The organism is Agrobacterium sp. 20P9.1.2, assembly GCF_057799395.1.
This window is the reverse complement of record NZ_JBYOKI010000005.1, coordinates 162092-181770: the sequence shown is the minus strand read 5'-3', so window position 1 is coordinate 181770 and position 19679 is coordinate 162092. Positions and strand designations below refer to the sequence as shown.

Annotated in this window: 15 protein-coding genes and 1 pseudogene; 10 read left to right on the top strand and 6 right to left on the bottom strand. The window is 56.6% G+C overall.

What is annotated here, in order from left to right:
• The first annotated feature begins 238 nt into the window (after positions 1–238).
• The 3 genes from AC27VJ_RS15720 to AC27VJ_RS15710 all read left to right on the top strand — a co-directional run bounded on the left by AC27VJ_RS15720 (position 239) and on the right by AC27VJ_RS15710 (position 5600).
• Complete coding sequence (locus tag AC27VJ_RS15720; protein WP_488684800.1) at positions 239–2527, top strand: NADP-dependent malic enzyme; 2289 nt, start codon at positions 239–241, stop codon at positions 2525–2527.
• A 180-nt stretch (positions 2528–2707) separates the two neighbouring features.
• The gene (locus tag AC27VJ_RS15715; RefSeq protein WP_488684799.1) at positions 2708–4273 is read left to right on the top strand and encodes a glycosyltransferase family 39 protein; all 1566 of its coding nucleotides are present in this window, start codon (positions 2708–2710) and stop codon (positions 4271–4273) included.
• 73 nt (positions 4274–4346) lie between these two features.
• Positions 4347–5600: an NAD(P)/FAD-dependent oxidoreductase gene (locus AC27VJ_RS15710; protein ID WP_488684798.1), complete on the top strand. Its 1254-nt coding sequence runs from the start codon at positions 4347–4349 to the stop codon at positions 5598–5600.
• 59 nt (positions 5601–5659) lie between these two features.
• Here the strand turns inward: AC27VJ_RS15710 and AC27VJ_RS15705 are convergent, their stop codons facing one another.
• The 3 genes from AC27VJ_RS15705 to AC27VJ_RS15695 form a co-directional block, all read right to left on the bottom strand.
• A complete protein-coding gene (locus AC27VJ_RS15705) occupies positions 5660–6607 on the bottom strand; it encodes a substrate-binding domain-containing protein (RefSeq protein WP_113089013.1) in 948 nt (315 codons plus the stop codon).
• A 68-nt stretch (positions 6608–6675) separates the two neighbouring features.
• Positions 6676–7683 carry an ABC transporter permease gene (locus AC27VJ_RS15700; RefSeq protein ID WP_113089012.1) on the bottom strand — a complete coding sequence of 336 codons (1008 nt, stop codon included), beginning with the start codon at positions 7681–7683 and terminating at the stop codon, positions 6676–6678.
• Positions 7684–7729: 46 nt separating this feature from the next.
• Positions 7730–9256, bottom strand: a complete 1527-nt coding sequence (locus AC27VJ_RS15695) for a sugar ABC transporter ATP-binding protein (RefSeq protein WP_488684797.1) — start codon at positions 9254–9256, stop codon at positions 7730–7732.
• Positions 9257–9416: 160 nt separating this feature from the next.
• On the opposite strand from AC27VJ_RS15695, the gene AC27VJ_RS15690 reads away from it, so the two are divergent.
• Positions 9417–10448, top strand: a complete 1032-nt coding sequence (locus AC27VJ_RS15690) for a LacI family DNA-binding transcriptional regulator (protein ID WP_488684796.1) — start codon at positions 9417–9419, stop codon at positions 10446–10448.
• Between the two features lie 52 nt (positions 10449–10500).
• Here the strand turns inward: AC27VJ_RS15690 and AC27VJ_RS15685 are convergent, their stop codons facing one another.
• Positions 10501–10770, bottom strand: coding sequence for a DUF6074 family protein (locus tag AC27VJ_RS15685; RefSeq protein ID WP_113089139.1), 270 nt, complete (start codon positions 10768–10770; stop codon positions 10501–10503).
• 397 nt (positions 10771–11167) lie between these two features.
• On the opposite strand from AC27VJ_RS15685, the gene AC27VJ_RS15680 reads away from it, so the two are divergent.
• Together AC27VJ_RS15680 and AC27VJ_RS15675 are read left to right on the top strand one after the other, a co-directional pair.
• On the top strand, positions 11168–11455 hold the full coding sequence (locus tag AC27VJ_RS15680; RefSeq protein ID WP_488684795.1) for an exopolysaccharide production repressor protein: 288 nt from the start codon (positions 11168–11170) through the stop codon (positions 11453–11455).
• A 113-nt stretch (positions 11456–11568) separates the two neighbouring features.
• Positions 11569–12564, top strand: a complete 996-nt coding sequence (locus tag AC27VJ_RS15675; protein ID WP_488684794.1) for a glycosyltransferase family 2 protein — start codon at positions 11569–11571, stop codon at positions 12562–12564.
• 15 nt (positions 12565–12579) lie between these two features.
• Here the strand turns inward: AC27VJ_RS15675 and AC27VJ_RS15670 are convergent, their stop codons facing one another.
• Together AC27VJ_RS15670 and AC27VJ_RS15665 are read right to left on the bottom strand one after the other, a co-directional pair.
• Positions 12580–13536, bottom strand: coding sequence for a polysaccharide pyruvyl transferase family protein (locus AC27VJ_RS15670; RefSeq protein WP_488684793.1), 957 nt, complete (start codon positions 13534–13536; stop codon positions 12580–12582).
• Positions 13537–13573: 37 nt separating this feature from the next.
• Positions 13574–14539 (bottom strand): glycosyltransferase family A protein, encoded by a 966-nt coding sequence (locus AC27VJ_RS15665; protein WP_488684792.1) that lies wholly within the window; start codon positions 14537–14539, stop codon positions 13574–13576.
• A 117-nt stretch (positions 14540–14656) separates the two neighbouring features.
• Here AC27VJ_RS15665 and AC27VJ_RS15660 point away from each other — a divergent pair, with 117 nt between their 5' ends.
• The 4 genes and pseudogenes from AC27VJ_RS15660 to AC27VJ_RS15645 all read left to right on the top strand — a co-directional run bounded on the left by AC27VJ_RS15660 (position 14657) and on the right by AC27VJ_RS15645 (position 19677).
• Positions 14657–16129 carry a lipopolysaccharide biosynthesis protein gene (locus AC27VJ_RS15660; protein WP_488684791.1) on the top strand — a complete coding sequence of 491 codons (1473 nt, stop codon included), beginning with the start codon at positions 14657–14659 and terminating at the stop codon, positions 16127–16129.
• Positions 16130–16499: 370 nt separating this feature from the next.
• Positions 16500–17646 (top strand): annotated as a pseudogene (locus AC27VJ_RS15655) (acyltransferase family protein).
• Between the two features lie 4 nt (positions 17647–17650).
• The gene (gene exoK / locus AC27VJ_RS15650) at positions 17651–18442 is read left to right on the top strand and encodes an endo-1,3-1,4-beta-glycanase ExoK (protein WP_488684790.1); all 792 of its coding nucleotides are present in this window, start codon (positions 17651–17653) and stop codon (positions 18440–18442) included.
• Between the two features lie 53 nt (positions 18443–18495).
• Positions 18496–19677, top strand: a complete 1182-nt coding sequence (locus tag AC27VJ_RS15645) for a glycosyltransferase (RefSeq protein ID WP_488684789.1) — start codon at positions 18496–18498, stop codon at positions 19675–19677.
• Positions 19678–19679: the final 2 nt, after the last annotated feature.

Here is a 19679-nt window from a genome sequence, read left to right as displayed (position 1 = left end):
CGAAGATCGCAACCATTTCCTGCATCGATTTACCGATTGCGCCCGACCCAGCCAGTTCACCAACGACCATACCGGGCTGCGGTTCCGAAATTTTGAGACCAGCTAATCGATTGAAGCGTTCGCCTACCCTATGTATGTTTCGATTTATCGCCGCTTATGGCACTCAGTGCTGGCAGCCTCATGGAAAATACAATAACAACGACCACCATTTTGTAATTCACGAGAAAAGGTGGGGGCCATGTCAGACAAAGCGAAATCCACGAGCGGCAAAACGTCTGTGACAGATCAGGAAGCGCTGGACTTTCACTCTCAGGGCAGACCCGGCAAGCTGGAAATCACGCCGACCAAGCCCATGGCCACACAGCGCGACCTTTCGCTGGCCTACTCCCCCGGCGTCGCCGTGCCGGTCAAGGCAATCGCTGAAAATCCGGATACGGCATACGACTACACCACCCGTGGCAACATGGTCGCCGTCATCTCGAACGGAACGGCCATTCTCGGTCTTGGCAATCTCGGCGCTCTCGCCTCAAAGCCAGTGATGGAAGGCAAGTCCGTTCTGTTCAAGCGCTTTGCCGACGTGGATTCCATCGATCTGGAAGTCGACACTGAGGATGCGGACGAGTTCATCAACTGCGTGCGTTATCTCGGTCCATCATTCGGTGGCATCAACCTTGAAGACATCAAGGCGCCGGAATGTTTCATCATCGAAAGCCGCCTGCGCGAGATCATGGATATTCCGGTTTTCCATGACGACCAGCATGGCACCGCCATCATCGCTGCCGCTGGCCTGATCAATGCCATTGCGCTCACAGGCCGTGATTTCAACACCACAAAGCTCGTCTGCAACGGTGCTGGCGCTGCGGCCATCGCCTGTATGGACCTGATCAAAGCCATGGGCTTCAACCCTGCCAACATCACCCTGTGCGACACCAAGGGCGTCATCTATCAGGGCCGCAGCGAGGGGATGAACCAGTGGAAATCCGCCCACGCCGCAAAGACCGATAACCGCACGCTGGCAGAAGCCATGAAGGGCGCGGATGTGGTGTTCGGCCTCTCGCAGAAGGGCGCCTTCACCGAAGACATGATCCGCTCCATGGCGCCACGGCCGATCATTTTTGCCATGGCCAACCCTGACCCGGAGATTACGCCGGAAGAGGTTGCACGCATTCGTGATGACGCCATTATGGCGACCGGTCGCTCCGACTATCCGAACCAGGTCAACAACGTCCTCGGCTTCCCTTACATCTTCCGCGGTGCGCTGGATGTGCGCGCCAGCCAGATCAATGATGCGATGAAAATCGCTGCTGCCAAGGCGCTGGCTGATCTCGCCCGTGAAGACGTTCCTGACGATGTTGCCGCCGCCTATCAGGGCGTGCGCCCTCGCTTTGGGCCGCAATACATCATTCCCGTTCCGTTCGATCCGCGTCTGATTTCAGCAATTCCGGTTGCCGTTGCCAAGGCCGCCATGGAAACCGGCGTAGCACGTCGCGAGTTGGGCGATCTCGAGGCCTATGCCCGCGAACTCTCAGCCCGACGCGACCCGATGGCATCGACAACGCAGCGCCTCTATGAGCGTGTGCGCCGTTCGCCCAAGCGCGTCGTTTTTGCCGAGGCGGAAGAAGAACAGGTCATGCGCGCTGCCATCTCCTTCACCTCGCAAGGCCTTGGTACCGCAATCCTGCTGGGTCGTGACGATATCATCCGCGCCAATGCAGAGCGTGCGGGCATCGATCTCGACCGTCCGAATATCAAGATTACCAATGCCCGCCTGTCGGAGCGCGTCGATGCCTATATCGATTACCTCTATGCGCGCCTGCAACGCCAGGGCTTCCTGCTGCGAGACGTGCAGCGCCTCGTTCACAACGACCGCAACCACTTCGCCGCCTGCATGGTGGCGCTTGGTGATGCGGATGCGGTGGTAACTGGCACGACGCGTAACTACTCCACAGCGCTGGAAGATATTCGCCGCTGCATCAACACCAAGCCGGGACACCGCGTCATCGGCGTTTCGCTGGTGGTTTCTCGCAACCGCACCGTCTTCGTGGCCGACACGGCCGTTCACGACATGCCTTCCGCCGAAGACCTTGCCGATATCGCCGTGGAAGCTGCTGGCCTTGCGCGCCGCTTTGGTTACGAGCCGCGTGTCGCGATGCTTGCCTACTCCACCTTCGGTCATCCCGTGGGTGAGCGTTCCGACAAGGTTCGCGAAGCCGTGCGTATTCTCGACAAGAGAAACGTGAATTTCGAGGTAGACGGCGAGATGGCAGCGGATGTTGCCCTCAATCATCAGAAGATGCAGAGCCAGTATCCGTTTACGCGCCTCTCGGGTGCGGCCAATGTTCTGGTCATGCCCGCCATTCACTCGGCATCGATTTCGACCAAGATGTTGCAGGAACTGGGCGGCGCCACCGTCATCGGCCCGCTCCTCGTCGGCCTCGACAAATCGGTCCAGATCACGTCCATGGGTGCCAAAGACAGCGACATCGTCAACATGGCGGCTATCGCGGCTTATAACGCCGGTTACTGACGAAAGGTGCCCCCTGAATGGGGGGCGTCTTTCTGGCTTGCGAAACTATCCACAGAACAAATGGCCTCATGTCAAAAAACATGGGGCTAACTTCATGCTTCGGCCACATAGTTCGGTTTTGTCACCGCCATTACGGGATGGGTGAGGGATTCTGCCGCTTGGCAGCAAGACGGACCGGGCATGGATATTACGGGGCACACGGCTGAAAAGCCGATAAATGTGAAAAACGTAGGGTTGTTCAAGAGGTTTGCCAGATGCCTCACGGAAAACCCGAACGCCGTTATTGTGCTATTCGGCGCATATTTTCTGATCCAGACCATCGTGCGTCAACTCGTGCCGCCTGCGCTGCGCATTGATGAAGCTCAGCAGATTCTCTTTTCTCAGTGGCTGGCTCTGGGGTATGACGCCCAGCCACCGCTTTACAATTGGTATCAGCAGGCCGTGTTTGCCGTATTCGGCACGTCGATGGCGACGCTTGCGCTGGCCAAGAATTTCATTCTGTTCCTGACATTTGCCGTTTTTGCGAAAACGGCTGAACTGGTACTGGAGAACAAGCGCTTCGTCGTTATCGCGACGATGGCGCTTTTCACTATTCCGCAGGTCTTCTGGCAGGCGCAGCGCGATCTCACCCACACCGCCATGCTAATGCTGACATTCGCTTTGCTGCTTTATACCAGCGTCCGGCTGATCCAGCGTCCGACAGTCATGGGCTATATTCTGGTGGGCCTCGTCGCTGGCCTAGGCATGCTGTCGAAATACAATTTCGCACTCGCGCTCCCAGCCGTGCTGTTCGCCGTTTTGCTTCACCCACAGGGACGCGCACGAGTTTTCGACCGACGTTTCCTTTTGACGATCCTCGTCAGCGTCATCGTTTTCCTGCCGCATGTGTTCTGGCTGATCGACAATCTCGGCTTCGCCTCCGAAGTGACGCTGAAGCGGATGGCAGAAGATGCCCCGGAAAACCGCTTCCTTCAGGTGGGGCGCGGGCTCGGCCGCTTCGTCGCTGGTTCATTGATCATTTTCGCGATCCCATCCGTATTGCTTGCCCTGTCTGCGCGCAGCCAGATCTGGAAATCAAAAACGCCATCCAGCCCGTGGCTACGTTTCTTCCTGCATTATTTCATTGCGGTTTCGGTCCTGATGACGCTCGTCATTCTGATGACGACCATGACGGAACTACGAGACAGGTGGCTGCTGCCGTTGCTGCTGCCATTCCCCATTCTCGCCGCGCTAATTTTGGAGCAGCACCTTGCGGACGTTGACCGTTTTCTCGTCCGCTTCCTGCCAATCCCCTTGATCATGCTAGTCCTCGTGCCCGTCGCTTTGCTGCTGTCACAGCCCGTCATGGCGTTACTCGAAAAGACGTCCAGCTCGAATTACGACTGGCAAGCGTTTCGTCAGCATGTGGTTGAGAAGGAGGGCATCTCTCCCTCTGTTATCGTAACACCGAATTGGCCAGCGGGCGGAAATCTTCGCTTCATTTTCCCTGACGTGCCAGTCGCAACGACCATCTACGACGATTACGATCCGCCTTTTACGATTTCCGATGAGCATCCGGCTCTTTTCGTCTGGACGGGCAATGACGCTGGCGCTCCAACCCTGACGAAATGGCTCGAAGGACAGTTGAACGCTGACGTTAATGGGTTTCAGACATCTGTTCTGGATGTGCCTCTATACTATCCTGTCAAAGACAAGGCCTTGCGCTTCAACTACGCGCTGGTCAAACCATCCAATATCGAAAAGTAAGACCGCAGCCACGTTGTCGACAGTTTGCATTTAACCGTGTAATCGGTGTGCATCGATTTTCGGGATGATTTGGATGAACGCTTCAAAAAAATGCGAAGTGCTGGTGATCGGAACTGGCATTATCGGCGTGATGACAGCTCTTTACCTTCAAAATGCTGGCAAAACCGTCACGCTTCTTGAGCGCGGCGAGATTGCCCGGGGGGCCAGTGCTGGCAATGCGGGCATTCTGGCCTTTCCAGAAATCATTCCCATTCCAGCGCCCGGCGTTATGAAAAAGGCACCTCGGTGGCTGATTGATCCCCTCGGCCCGCTCAGCGTTCCGCCCGCTTACGCGCTCAAGATCGCACCCTGGCTGTGGCAATTCTGGAAAGCTAGCTCGCCGCGTCGGTTTCAGCACGGCCTCAATGTCCAGATCGCTATGATGCGTCTTGCCGCCAGTGAGATGCAGACGGTCGCGGCAATGCCGGAACTCGCGCACCACATCTCCAATACCGGCACGCTGGACCTGTATGACACAAGGGCCAGCTTCGATGCCGCCCGGCGGGACTGGGACGAAAAAGAGCGGGCCGGAGTGACCTTCTCTCGTGTCGGGAGAGCAGAGATAGAACAGCTCCAGCCTGGCCTCGCGCCCCGTTTCCAGCATGCGATGTTCACGCCCGGTGGCCTTCAGGTCGCAGACCCTTACGAATTCACGAGAGCGATTGCTGACCTCGTCATCGCGCGCGGCGCGACATTGCGCAAAGGTGAAGCGGTGCGCGTGGAGACAGTCGGCGAAAGCACCATCGTTTCCCTGAAAACCGGCGAGAAAATCGATGCCGACAAGGTGGTGATTGCCTGTGGCGCTTGGTCGAAGACGCTTGCCGCATCTCTCGGCAATATCGTGCCGCTGGAAACCGAACGGGGATATAACACCACGCTTCCCGCAGGTTCTTTCGATCTGACCCGGCAGCTTTATTTCAACGACCACGCCTTCGTCGTAACGCCGCTCTCATCGGGCATTCGCGTTGGCGGCGCCGTCGAACTTGGCGGTCTCGATCTGCCTCCGAACTTCCGCCGTTCCGAAGCCTTGCTGAAAAAGGCGAGCCAGTTTCTGCCGGGTCTGAAAACGGAAGGTGGAAAACAATGGATGGGCTTCCGACCCTCCATGCCGGACTGCCTGCCGGTTATCGGTCCCTCACTCGCCAGCAATACGGTTATCTATGCCTTCGGCCACGGACATCTGGGGCTGACACAATCAGCGGCTACCGCAAGGCTGGTCACCGAACTGGTCAGCGGCACGGCAACCTCCATTTCCGTCGATCCCTTCCGCGCCAGCCGTTTCGGCTGATCGCATAAAAAGAAAAAGGCCCGCTCTTCCGAACGGGCCTCTGATATCCGTCTCAAAAATCAGAACGGCGAATCTGGGAAGTAGAAGTCTTTGGCGTTGTCCTTGGTCACCAGCGTCGCATCCAGAATGTACGTGCCGCGCACCGGAACCTGATCGTAGAAATTGGCGGCGGTCAGCTGCATGGCGGTGGCCACCATTGCTGGCGGATAGAGGACATCTACAGGGATCATCTTGTCGCCATCCATGACCTTCTTGATCATGTCCTTCGAACCGGCACCAGCAACGACATATTTAATGTCGGTGCGCTTGGCCTGTTCGATGGCCTGAAGAACGCCAACGGCCATGTCGTCATCCTGACACCAGACGACATCGATCTTCGGATATTTCGTCAGATAATCCTGCATGACCTTGAAGGCATCGTCGCGGTTCCAGTTGCCGAACTGACGGTCCAGAACCTTGACCTTGGAACCGGCAATACCCTTGTCGAAACCATCCTGACGCTGCTGATCGATTGGGATCGGCAGACCGCGAATGATGACAACTTCGGCATCGGGTGTTTTTTCAGCAATATATTTACCGGCGACTTCGCCCAGTGCCGGGTTGTTGCCAGCGACATAGAGATCGCGAACCGTATCGTCATTGACGCTGGGCGCGCGGTCTACCAGCGCAACGAACTTGCCGTTGGCCTTCACTTCCTTGATGGCGTTGACCAGCGGATCCGGGTCAGACGGCAGAATGACGAGCGCGTCGATGCCCTGTGTTTCCAAGTCCTGAACGGCATTCGCCTGCGTTGCCGCATCTGGCGATGTCTTGACGATGACGTTGAGGCCGGGATGTTCCTGCATCAACAGCTTTGCCACGCGCTCTGCATGGTACACCACACCAGACGTCCAGCCGTGGTCCGCCGCAGGGATGGAGACGCCAATCGTCACCTTCTTGTCCTGTGCCTGCACTGCCCCCGATAGCGCAACCAGCGCCACAGCCATTCCCAACAGTCTCTTGCGCATGTGTGTTCCTCCCACATAGATAGGTCTCGATTTCTTGGACCCGGGCGACCTGTTGACCCGGTAACTCTTTATGATCTGCGCATCAGAGAGCGCTGGACCAGCATGGCGATGATGATGATTGCGCCCTGAATTGCGCCGATCAGATATTCGCTGATGAAGTTGGACAGCAGCATGATGTTGCCGACCAGTTCGAGAATGAAGGCACCACAAATCGTGCCCCAGACACGCCCTGCTCCGCCCTTCAGCGCCGTTCCACCTACCACAACGGCGGTGATGGCTTGCAACTCCCACATCATGCCCGTCGTGGCAGATGTCGAGCCCAGACGCGGCACATAAAGAAGCACGGCAATGGCAACGCAAAGGCCTTGGATAACGAAGGCAACGGTGCGAACGCGGTTGACAGCAACGCCCGAATATTTGGCGACATCCCGGTTCGAACCGACGGCGGTGACATGGCGGCCATATCGCGTGCGATAAAGAATAAAGGCTGCGATAGCGGTCACGGCCAGAATGACCAGGATAGGGATCGGCACGCCAAGGAACGATCCGAAATAAACCGGGCGATACATGGATTGCAGCTGCGGCTCGCGCAGCGTGATTGCGCCACCCTGTGAAAGCCATGTCGTCAGGCCGCGATAGACGCCCATGGTGCCGAGCGTGGCGATGAAGGGTTCAATCTTGCCGACTGTGGTGATCAAGCCGTTGGCAAGGCCGCAGAGCGCACCGGCAACGAGTGTGAAGACCACGGCAAGCACCAGCATCGATGCCGGATCGGCAACCACACCGGAATTCATCAGCAGAATCATGAGGCTGGCCACGAAGGCCACCATCGAGCCAACCGACAGATCGAGATCGCCCGCGGAAATGACGAAGGTCGCGCCGACCGCGATGATGGCGATGAAGGCGCTACGCGTTGCCACATTGGCCAGATTGTTGATGCTGATGAAGTTCGGATTGACCATCGCCCCGACGATTAACAATAAAAGCAGGGCGACGAAGGGCGCGACCGCACGCAGATCTATATCGCGCAGCGACCGTCCTGGCCTTTTTTCCTTGCTGTCCTCACTGACACTCATACCCAAAACAGACCTCCCGCCCTGTCATATCGGCCATTGGCCGTCGCTACGCTGCCGACTTTGTTTTCAGCCCCGCCGCATAGCGCATGATTTCCCGTTCGTTGATTTCGTCGCCTTCCAGCATGCCGACCATGCGCCCTTCGCGCATAACCGCCACGCGGGTGCAAAGCCCGATGACTTCCTGCATTTCCGACGAGACGACGATGACCGAGTGGCCGTCCCGCGCCAAAGCGGAAATGAAATGATAGATTTGCTGCTTGGTGCCGACATCGATGCCGCGCGTCGGTTCATCGATGATGATGATTTTCGGCTCGGTCTCCATGACCTTCGCCAGCAGCAGCTTTTGCTGGTTGCCCCCGGACATGCGCCCTACGACGACACTGCCATCCCGCACACGGATATCGAAACGGCGGCGCGCTCTTTCCAGCGATCTGGCTTCACTGGAGGCGCTGAGATAGCCGAACTTTCCGTGCCGCTCTAACGATTGCAGCGTCAGGTTCAGACCCATTCCGGCGCCCAGAAGCAGGCCTTTGGATTTGCGGTCCTTCGTCATATAGGCAAGCCCGGCATCGATCGACGCGTGCAGATCATGCGGCGGCAAGAGTTGCCCATTCACATGGACTTCGCCCGAAGAGCGTGCGCGCAACCCAACAATCGCTTCGGCAAGCTCCGTGCGACCGGAACCGATAAGCCCGGAAAACCCGATGATTTCGCCTTTGCGCAGATCGAACGTCGCGTCCTGAACATAACGGGTGGACACACCTTTGACGCTCAGAACGACTTTCTCGTCGACATCGGGTTCACGCTTGGCCGGGTACAGGCTGGAAAGCTCGCGCCCAACCATCAGCTGCGCAATGGCTTCACCATCCAGCATCGAGGTTGGGGCGGTCTTGACCCAGTGGCCATCGCGGAGGACCGTTACGCGATCCGTCAGCTCCATCACCTCGTCCAGCTTGTGCGACACAAAGACGAAACTCGTGCCCTTGTCGCGCAGCTTACGGACCTGCTGGAACAGATAATTGGTTTCTTCGCGAGAAAGAACTGCCGTCGGCTCATCCATGAAGACAATTCGGGCATCGCGGCTGATGGCTTTGGCGATTTCCACCATCTGCTTTTCCGCAATGGAGAGTGACCCGATCATGGCATTTTCATCGACGTGACAGCCGAGCTGATCGAGAACGCGGCGCGTCTCCGCACGCATCGACTTGCGGTTAAGCACACCGAAGTTCGTCACTTCCCGGCCCAGAAACAGGCTTTCCGTAACGGTCAGATGTTCCGCGAGGTTGAATTCCTGGTGGATGATGACGATGCCGAGTGCTTCCGCCGCACCATTCGGCGGCAACTTCACCGGCTTGCCATCGAGGAGGATTTCGCCCGTACTGGGCTGCTCGAAGCCAGACAGGACTTTGACGAGCGTGGATTTGCCCGCGCCATTCTCACCCATCAGCGCGTGAATTTCACCCGGCTTCAGGTCAAAATTGACGCTGAACAGCACTTGCACGCCGTTGAATGATTTTGAAATACGCCGAGCAGACAGCACTGTGCCGCCGACATCAGCAATGTCCGTCTCCATGTTGTCCTCCAGACGTCTCCCTACGTCTGTGGCTTATGTAAACCTTTACACTACTTATGTAAAGGTTTACATTGTCCACAATCAACACATTTGGTTGATCCTGTTTGACGGATCGGCAAGTCTGTGTAGTGTCCGGTCGCGCATCTATCCGAGGCCCTCATTGTCCATTTCCTCATCTGCTACAATCGAAGACGTTGCCCGGATTGCGGAGGTTTCGATCGCGACGGTGTCGCGCGCCATCCACACACCGGAGAAGGTGGCGAACTCTACGCGGCTGAAGGTCAATCAGGCCATTGCCGTTACGGGCTACACCACGAATGCCATGGCGCGCAGCCTGCGGCTTGGTCGCTCCAACATGATTCTTGTGGTCGCGCCTGATATTGGTGACCCCAATTTTTCCAACATTCTCGTTGGCTTGGAGAACGAAGCGCGTGCGCATGGATATGGCATCCTGATCGGCCATACGCAGAACGATGCGCAGCGCGGGTTGGAATATCTGAAGTTCCTCAATTCCAACCAGGCGGCGGGGCTGATCCTTTTCACCGGCATCCTGCCGTTTGGGCATCAGGCGATGACCGCGCAGTTACCGCCAAGCGTCGGTGTTTTCGAGCCGATTTATAATGGCGGCATTCCCTATGTGGGCGTGGATGACATCGCAGGCGCACGCAAAATCGTGGATATGCTGATTGCGGAGGGTCACGAGCGTATCGCCTTCATCGGCGATTCCCGCGTTCGCCTTGCCTATAATCGGCGGCGGAAGGGTTTCGATGACGGCATGATGGCGGCGGGGCTAAAACCCATCCCCGGCATGATCATCGAAGGGGATGGCACGCTGGAGAGCGGGCGCCTCGCCATCGAGCAGCTTTTCATGCGCGATACGTTGCCGACGGCCTTCATGTGTGTGAACGACCAGACGGCCATCGGCGTGATGATAGGGCTGACTGCCCGAGGATACGACATTCCACGGGATTTTTCGGTCACAGGTTTTGACGACGTGCCGCAGGCGGTTTTCATGTCGCCCGCGCTGACGACAATCCGCCAGCCCAGAACTTCCATCGGCAAGCACGCCATGGCGCTGCTGCTTGATCTCCTGGGTGGCCAGCAGCCGGAGCATCCGGAAATTTTGCTGACACCGGATCTCATCGTTCGAAATTCGGTCGGCGCACCCGCCAAGCGGCTGGCCCACAAATAAAAGGGACGGCAGCAGGTACTGCCCCCCCCCTCACCTACTACAATGTCTTATATCAATAGCCTTCGCGGCGCGCAGGCTCGTCCTGCTGGCAACCGGCCCAGAGTTCGGCCTGAACCACATTCTGGAATTCCAGAACTTCCTGACGCATGGCAGAATCGTCGTAACCGAGATTGAGGAGATGCGCGGCAAGCGCCCGGCACTCATCCCGCCAGAAGCGGTTGGCTTCTTCTCCGTGAAGCACTTCAAGCATCTGAACGCACCGCTTTATATCAGCGACGCGATTTTTGGCGGGAAACGCAATTACTTCTGAACGCTCTGTCACACGCACACCTTACAGCTTGGGGAATCAACGCCTTATCTTTACCGGTGACATGGTTAACGAAGTCTACAGAAGCAGGATCATCGTGGCTGCTATGGCAGAAATCTCTTTCTGTGCATGGGTGGGCCAGTGAAGATCAGCATGATGGAGGCGCAGTATTAATGCCTCGTCAACCATAGAGACTGATCAACATGCGTCATAATCCCTCACGCATCCGTGAAAATACTGAAAATTTGCGTAAATTTTACCATTAAAGATTACCGAAATTTCATGGTGCGCGCGGTAAGGGAAGTATAACTGTGTTGAAACGACATCCGTTTCATAATATATTCCACTCAAAAGACGCCTATTAAAACGCATTTCTCCTTTGTGAGAGAATGCCTAAGCGGAGGAGAGAGATATGTACGCCCCGCGCGTTTTCGTCAGCATGATATGCGCTTTGCTGGTGTTTGCGGTTGCGACATATTTTATCCATGGCTCTTTCTACACCACGCTTCTCCAGACGCTGCTCTGTCTCATCATCATTCAGGTCGGGTATTTCATTGGCGTTCTCGTGCTTGTCGCGCGCGAGAAGAAACAGATGCGCGATGCGCTCGCCTTCCAGAAAGATATTCCTGCGGCACCTGAAAAGTCCGTTTCGGAAACCCTGACCCCCGTCGCCCACAGCGCCAAGCTGAGTGATTTTTGAGAGCCACTGCTTGCCGCATGCCATATTTCGCAGGTGCGAAATAATCTTGCCTCCTCCTTATCTCTGACATTTTCTGCGTCGAAAAAGTCGATGTAACAAAGCAGGGAGTAGGCATGACCCCGGACTTGCAATCCATTTGCGTCATTATCGCTGCAAAAAACGCGTCCGATACCATCGCAACCGCCATCGTCTCCGCACTTGCGGAGCCGGAAGTCAGCGAAGTCGTGGTTATCGATGACGGATCGACGGATGCGACGGCAGCGGTGGCGCAATCCTTCGATGATGGCACCGGACGTTTGAAAGTCGAGCGTTTCGAGGTCAATCGTGGCCCGTCGGCGGCGCGAAATCACGCCATTTCCATATCGACGGCTCCCCTCATCGCCATTCTGGATGCCGATGATTTCTTTTTCCGCGGGCGCTTCGCCGCCATGCTGGAAAGTGACGATTGGGATCTGGTCGCTGACAACATCGCCTTCATTCAGCAATCGGTATCAGGCGCATCCTCCATGGTGCCGACCCGATTTGCGCCGGAAGAACATTTTCTTCAACTGGCCGAATTCGTTAAAGGCAATATTTCCAAACGCGGCGTGGAGCGTGGTGAGACCGGCTTTCTGAAGCCAGTCATCAGACGCGCTTTCCTCGAAAATCATGGCCTGCGCTATGACGAGGCCTTGCGCCTTGGCGAGGATTACGAGCTTTATGTGCGGGCGCTGGCCTGCGGCGCGCGCTACAAGGTCATCCGCAACTGCGGCTACGGCGCCATCGTTCGCGGTGACTCCCTGAGCGGTCGCCACCGCACCGAAGATTTGCGGCAGCTCTATGAAGCAGACCGCAAAATTCTTGCGACCTATTCCCTGACGCCACAGGAAACTGCTGTTCTGCAGGAACACGAGCGTCACATTCGCGAGAAGTTCGAACTGCGTGATTTCCTGGATGCAAAGTCGAAAGCCGGTCTCGGCGGTGCGATGACGCACGCGTTGAGGCGTCTGCCTGCTGTTCCAGCCATCGCTCAGGGCATATGGCTTGATAAGTCGGCGCGGTATCGCAAGAAGCCGCAACAGGTTGCGGATATCCGTTATCTGCTGAGAGCAACGCCGCTCAACCCGTGAGCGGCGTTTATTGCGTTAGAAATAATCTCTCTTGATCGTCTCAAGAACGGCCTGAAAACGTTCTTTTCGCTCTTCCAGACGACCGTCCGGGCTCAGCCGTGGCTCAGCCCGGCTGGCCTGCCACAGGGCAAGAGTCGAAGGTGCGGCCAGAACCTGCTTTGCCAGCTTGCGCAGAGAGCGTTGCTCCTGATGCGGACGCACCAGCAACTCGCCATCATGTGATGGTTCAGGCGTGTGATTCTCAACAATCTCTGGCGGAGGTGGTGGCGGAAAGCTCATTCCCCAGAACTTCGAGCCCTTTTTGGCAGCTTCTGCGCGCGTGGAAACCGGCACATAACGCGGCTCATATTTCACGCCGACACTGCCTGCCCAATCGCTCCATTTGAAGCTGTTGATGGAGGTCGATGTGCTGACGGCGACCCACGGCACGCGGAAAGCATCGGCTAGGATCGCGCCGTGCATAGACTCGGCGACGATGAATTCCGATTGCGCGATATGCTTGATGACGGCCTTGGCTTCGCCGCGCGGATCAAGATAGGTCAGGCCAGCCGGTTCGCAGACGGTCTCCCACATGCCGAATTCGGCAGATTCCCAGTGCGGCACGAATGTCTTTTTGTGCAGCTTCGGCAGGTTCTTGAAGTCCGGCATTTCGGTGACCATAACGGCCGGATCGACAATGCCCATCTCGGCAGGCAGGCCAAGCTTGGCAGCTGTCATCTCACCGCGCACGCAGCGTATGTCCCAGAGTTCCTTGTTGGAAATATCCGGCACCGCGCCATAACCATAACCGCTACCGATAATGAGCTTGCGCTGCTCCGGCGGGAAAAGAACATCGTTGAGAACGGTGCCGACACCGACCAGCAGAACATCCGGATGGACATCACGCAGACCGGGCAGCAGGAAATCCCAAAGCCAAAGATTGAGGTCATCGCCGAAATTGCCGTGATGCGATTCCCAGTGATAGGGTTTCATGGACTACTCCTGAATAAAAAATATCGGTTACAGCGGCTCATTTCGGCCGGGCAAGTTTGCCCGTTCCCAATTCAAGTGCTGCACGCAAAATAGCAGGATCACGCATCATCCATTTGAACAGCAGACCCAGTTCCGGGGCCTTGCGCTGCTTCAATTTGCCCGCCTGGCTCCACAGCGCCTGCTTGCGCGCCGTGTTTTTATAAGAGGCAATGGATGCCACATCTGCGGGGCGTGTGGAAAAACGACCCTGCAGTGTGTCGAGCGCCACCCAGGTATTGAATTGCTGACGCAGAAATTCCGGCGAGCTGTTGTCGATGCTGTGGAAAATATTGACGCCCATGCCACGCATGGCACCGGCATCATCGCACAGAAGCGTGCGTTTCGAAGCCAGAATGCAATCGCAGAAGAATAGAACGTCTTCTGCCGCAAGCCTCAAGGCCGGGTCGAAACGTACCTTTTCGAACAGCGGCCTGCCGATGACCATGCAGGAAAGATGCAGGAAGCTCCAGTTGCGCAGCATGACGCTGGCAAGATCCGGCAGTTCGATGACCTTGGGAGATTCAGACAGACGCGTGGCGCCTTCATTGTTCTCCAGTTCGGAAATGGCGAAGTGGTAGTAGAACTCGTCGCTGGCCTGCATCGATGCCCAGTAGCATTCGCCACCGAAGGTTTCGAGGCTGTAGGCAGCATTCTTCAGATGGTCCGGCGTCCAGATGTCATCCGAATCGAGTAAGGCAACATAGGATGTTTCGGCAGGGACATGATCCAGCCCGGTGTTGCGCGCACCACCCGGTCCGCCATTTGCCTGCTTGACGATTTTGATGCGATTTTTTTGCTCTTCGCTCAGCTCGTCTATTTCTTTTTCAATCGGATAGGGCGATTCGTCGTCTACGATAACGAGATCGAAATCCTGAAGCGTCTGGGAAAAAACTGATGCCAATGCACGACCAAGTACGCCATGCTGTTTTTGATAATAAGGAATAACGACTGTAAATTTCGCCATTGTTTCGCCCCTTGTGTTGATCAAGAAGTGTCGGGCCCGATTAAAGAGCGGCCCCGATGAGTGGCAAACCTCCCGCCAGCCCACCACTTGCTGGCCTCCAAATTATAGGATGCACGTATGCCCCCAGCTCCGAGCGTCAAGACGATTACCGCGAATGTCGGCTGGAGCGTATTATCAAAAACAGGCACATTCGGGCTTAAGTTTGTCACGGTGCCAATTCTGGCGCGATTGCTGACCCCAGAAGAATTCGGTGTTGTGGCCGTTGGGCTCACCGTCGTGCAGTTTTTGACGATGATTGCAGGTGCAGGCCTTACATCCGCGCTGATTGTGGAAAAAGAAGAGGATATGGACACGATCCATACCGTCTTCTGGGCCAATCTGGCGATTTCCTGCACCATGGCCGCGATACTGTATTTCGGGGCAGAATTCTTCGGAGGACTGCTGGGCGCTGTTGAAAGCGCCTATCTCCTGCGAATCATGGCCTTCCTCATTCCGCTGCAATTGGCAGGCGATGTCGCCTATTCGCTGCTGGCAAGGCGGATGAATTTCAGCAAGGACGCGATCTGGAGCATGACCTCGGAAAGCGCCGCCGCCATCCTCGCGGTCGGGCTGGCCTTTGCAGGCTTTGGCGTCTGGGCTTTGATCATCCAGCTTTTTGCTGCGGCGCTGATTCGGCTGGTCGGGCTCTATGCCGTGTCCCGCTACAAGCCCAGCTTCGTCATGAAGCCGAAACGGCTGATCCCGCTTCTGGGCTTCAGCTCCGGCCTCATGGGCTCCGAAATCGCGAATTTCGTGACCTTCCAGTCGCCCATGGTCATCATCGCCCGTTATCTCGGCCTTGCCGATGCGGGTGCCTATTCGGCATCAAACCGGTTTGCCAGCATTCCCAATCAGGTGGTGCTGTCTGCCGTCATGGGCGTTCTCTTCCCCGCCTTCAGCCGCATGATGGACGACAAGCAGCGCCGTCGTGATGCGCTGATGTTCAGCACGCAAGTGCTGACCGTGTTGCTGGCGCCCATGATGTTCGGGCTCTGGGCCATTGCCGAACCCGCCATGCTGGTGATCTTCGGACCCAACTGGGCCTATGCGTGGCCAGTACTGGGATTGCTGGCACTTTCCAAAGCTATCCTCACCCCATGCAGCACCTTCATCCCCTATCTGAAAGGCGCGGGCTACGGTCGCGTGCTCTTCTGGTCGGCAACGATTCGTGCACTCGTCACCACCGGTGCGGTCTGGCTCGCCGCAATTTACGGCACGCTGATCGATGCCATGGTGTGGCTCTGCATCGTCAACGGAGTGACGCTGGTGTTTTATTCCTGGGCGGTATTCAAGGCCAGCGAAACGCCTTTGCTGAAAGGGCTTTACGTCAGCAGCCGTCCGATGATCGCTTCCTTCATCATGGCGATTGCCGTTCGCTACATATTGCATGTCTTCGCAGACAGTCTGCCGCACGCCTATATGCAGGTTCTCGTTGGAGCCGTGGCTGGCGGCGCGATTTATGCGGTGCTGATTCTGCTGACGGAGCGAGCGCTTTTGCGCAAAATCCTGGGCCTCGTTCGGGATCGGAAAGCAAAGCAGGCGATGGCGTAAGAAACGCCATCGCAGCTGCGGCCACTTTTTTGCCGCAATCAGGCAGCTTTGCGGCCCCTCACCTCACGAATTCGTTACGGGTGCCGTGATTTGTTTTTGCAGTGCAGCAAAAGAAAAATGTCTTCGTGCCTTTATGCCAAGCACATGCAAACATACGCATGTATTTAATATCCATTTTAATCAATATCTTATATAAATTCACCTTAGGATAGCCAAAGCGCTCCAGAGATTCACCCCTCACATTTAGAGAGCCGTTTTTCCCGCGTTGCCACATTTTACCCTCAACTCGACCGGAGACTCTGGCCCGGGCTTACGTTCGTCCTGTTTGTAACGCGGTGGAGGGAGACACCGCCCAATAAGGGGAACTGATGTGACTTTTGATCAGAACCTATCTTCCCGCATCAATTTGATGCGTATCGTTTTGATATCCGGCATTGTTTTCGTACATGTGCCGCACAATCCTGAAACCAGCCCATTTCTCGGGGTCTACGGTTTCTTTGACTGGATACGCGTGTTTCTGGGCGATGCCCTGTTTCGCATAGGCGTGCCTTGCCTCAGCGCGATTTCCGGCTATCTGCTGTTTCGTCGCGGCATGCAGGCGTTCGACTATTCCGCCACGGTCAAATCCAAAGCCAGAACGGTGCTGTTGCCTTTCCTTCTTTGGAACGGTGCGCTGTTTGCGGCAGTCCTTCTGATCCAGCTCTTCGATGTCGGCATTGGTTACTTCCCCGATCTTTGGAACGCGACACCGCGCGAAATGATCAGCCATGGCGCCGCCGTAGAAGAGCTGCCCGTCAATGTGCCGCTCTATTTCCTGCGCGACCTTTTCGTCTGCATTCTTCTGTCGCCAGTGCTGGCCTTCTTCGTTAAGCGCTTTGCTCTGCCGACCCTTGCCGCGCTTCTCATCGTCACGGCATGGCCTGATCTGACGCTTTTCATCGTTCAGAAGAAATCCATTCTGTTCAGCTTCACGCTCGGCATCGCGCTTGCGTTGCACAAGGTGAATTTGAAGGCTCTCGATCCCCACGCCGCTAAAATCACCGTGGCAGTTCTTGTTTCTGCGGCGCTGCTGGCAACTGGCCTCTACTTCACAGGGCCAGAATTCACCTTCGAGCTGAACCTGCTGCGAAATCTGCTGGCCGTGTTTGGTGCGATGGGCCTTTGGGCCTCGTCCTCGATTCTCATTCGCAGCCGGGCCGGAAAGCGCCTTGCTGACACCGGCAGCTTGAGCTTCTGGATTTTCTGCGCCCATTACCCACTTCTGGTTTTGATGTGGATGGTCTGGAATAAGGGCGGCCCGGATTTCTATCCCGCCTTCTACATCGGGGCGGTGCTGCTGTCTTTCATCATTCTGATCGTCAGCAACGCTCAGGTGCGCTCGAAACTGCCGGCCTTGTATGCCGTGCTGACGGGCAGCCGCAGTGGGAAGCCGAAGACGCTTCCTCAAAATCCCTCATCTGCAAAGGCTGTTCCCCTGCAGCCTGCGCCAGATACCCTGTCCGCAACGGCAAAGGTGAACCAATGACCGCATTTCTCACCCGCGTTCAGTCGCGCATGATGGCATCCGCACTTCTTGCTTTCAGCCTCGGCACACCCGCCGCCATGGCGCAGGAAAGCAACGGAAAATCCTTCGTCGAAAATTTCGACGTCATGGACCGATCCTTCTGGTACGTCTCCGATGGCTGGAACAATGGCCCGCATCAGAATTGCACCTGGTCCAAGAAGCTAGTGAAATTCGAAGGCGGACAGCTTGAGCTTGGCTTTCAGGAAGGCAAAGCTGGAGACCGCAATTACTCCTGCGGTGAAATCCAGACCAAGGGCCGTTATCGTTATGGCACATACGAAGCCCGCATAAAGGCGGCGACAGGCTCTGGCCTGAACTCGGCTTTCTTCACCTATATCGGCCCGACCGATAAAAAGCCGCATGATGAAATCGACATGGAAGTTCTGGGCAAGGACACGTCCCAGGTTCAGCTCAACCAGTATATTTCCGCCAAGGGCGGCAACGAAAAGCTGGTGGATGTTGCTGGCGGCGCCGACAAGGCGTTCAACGATTACGCTTTCATCTGGGAGCCGCAGCGCCTTCGTTACTTTGTTAACGGCAAGATGGTGCATGAGGTCACGGACCCATCCAAGATTCCACAGAACCCGCAGAAGATTTTCTTCAGCCTCTGGGGCACCGACACACTGAAAAGCTGGATGGGCAAGTTCGCCTATAGCGGCCCGACGGTGATGAATGTGGATCGCATGGCTTTCACCGCGCTCGGCGATGCCTGCCAGTTTCCTGAATCCGTCGCCTGCCTGTCAAACTGACGAGACACGCCCAGCTTAGTTTTCGTTGATCCCTTTTCGCTTCAGGACCACTTATGACGCATGTTTTTTATCTCGCTCATGACCTTGCCGACCCGGCCATTCGCCGGCGGGTCATGACGTTGCAGGCGGGTGGAGCGACAGTCAGTCTTGCGGGTTTCACCCGTGGTGAAAACAAGCTTGCCACTGTCGATGGCGTTATGCCCATCGTGCTGGGTGAAACTGCCGATGGCCGGTTTGCCCAGCGCATCATGTCCGTCGTGAAATCGAGCTTTTCCCTGCCCGGTACTTTGCGTCAGGTCCAGAAGCCGGATGTCATCATCGCCCGTAACCTCGAAATGCTGGCGCTGGCGCGTCGGGCGTCAGGCATCTACGGTCGCGATGTTCCCGTCGTCTACGAATGCCTCGATATACACCGCCTGCTTTTGAATGAGGGGGCGGCGGGCAAGCTCGTCAACACTGCCCAGCGTTATTTCGCAAGAGATGCAAAGCTGTTGATCACCAGCTCACCTGCCTTCGTCAGTCACTATTTCGCGCCGCGCTCCGGCCTGCAACTGCCCGTGCTTTTGCAGGAAAACAAGGTCTTGATGCTGGACGAAACGATGGCCGCAACGCCAGCGCCACGCCTGCCGAAAGCCGGCGAGCCTTGGAAAATCGGCTGGTTCGGCGCACTGCGCTGCCGCAAATCGCTTGAGATTCTGGCTGAATTCGCCAAGCGGATGGATGGCAAGGTCGAAGTCATCCTGCGCGGGCGTCCGGCCTATTCCGAATTCGATGATTTCAATGGCTTCGTGGCCAATGCCCCTCATCTGAGCTTTCAGGGTGCCTACAAGAACCCGGAAGACCTCGCCTCTATCTACAACGAGGTGCAGTTCACATGGGCTATCGACTTCTTCGAGGAAGGTCAGAACTCCAGCTGGCTGTTGCCCAACCGGCTGTATGAGGGGTGTCTTTACGGCACGTTGCCCATCGCCGTTGCAGGAACGGAGACCGCCCGTTTTCTGGAAACAAGAAACATCGGCCACGTCCTGCAATCTGCCGACGCCAGCACGCTGGAAACGTTTTTCAGGGGCTTGAGCGATCAGGCCTATCTCGATGCCTTCGCAAAGCTCGCTGCGGTCGACCGCACGCAATGGGTCACCGACAGCACGGATTGCATTCAGCTCGTTCACAAACTTGCCTCCCTGGCAGCGCCGCACAATGGCCGCGCCGTGGAAGCCGCACTCTCAACAGCTTGACG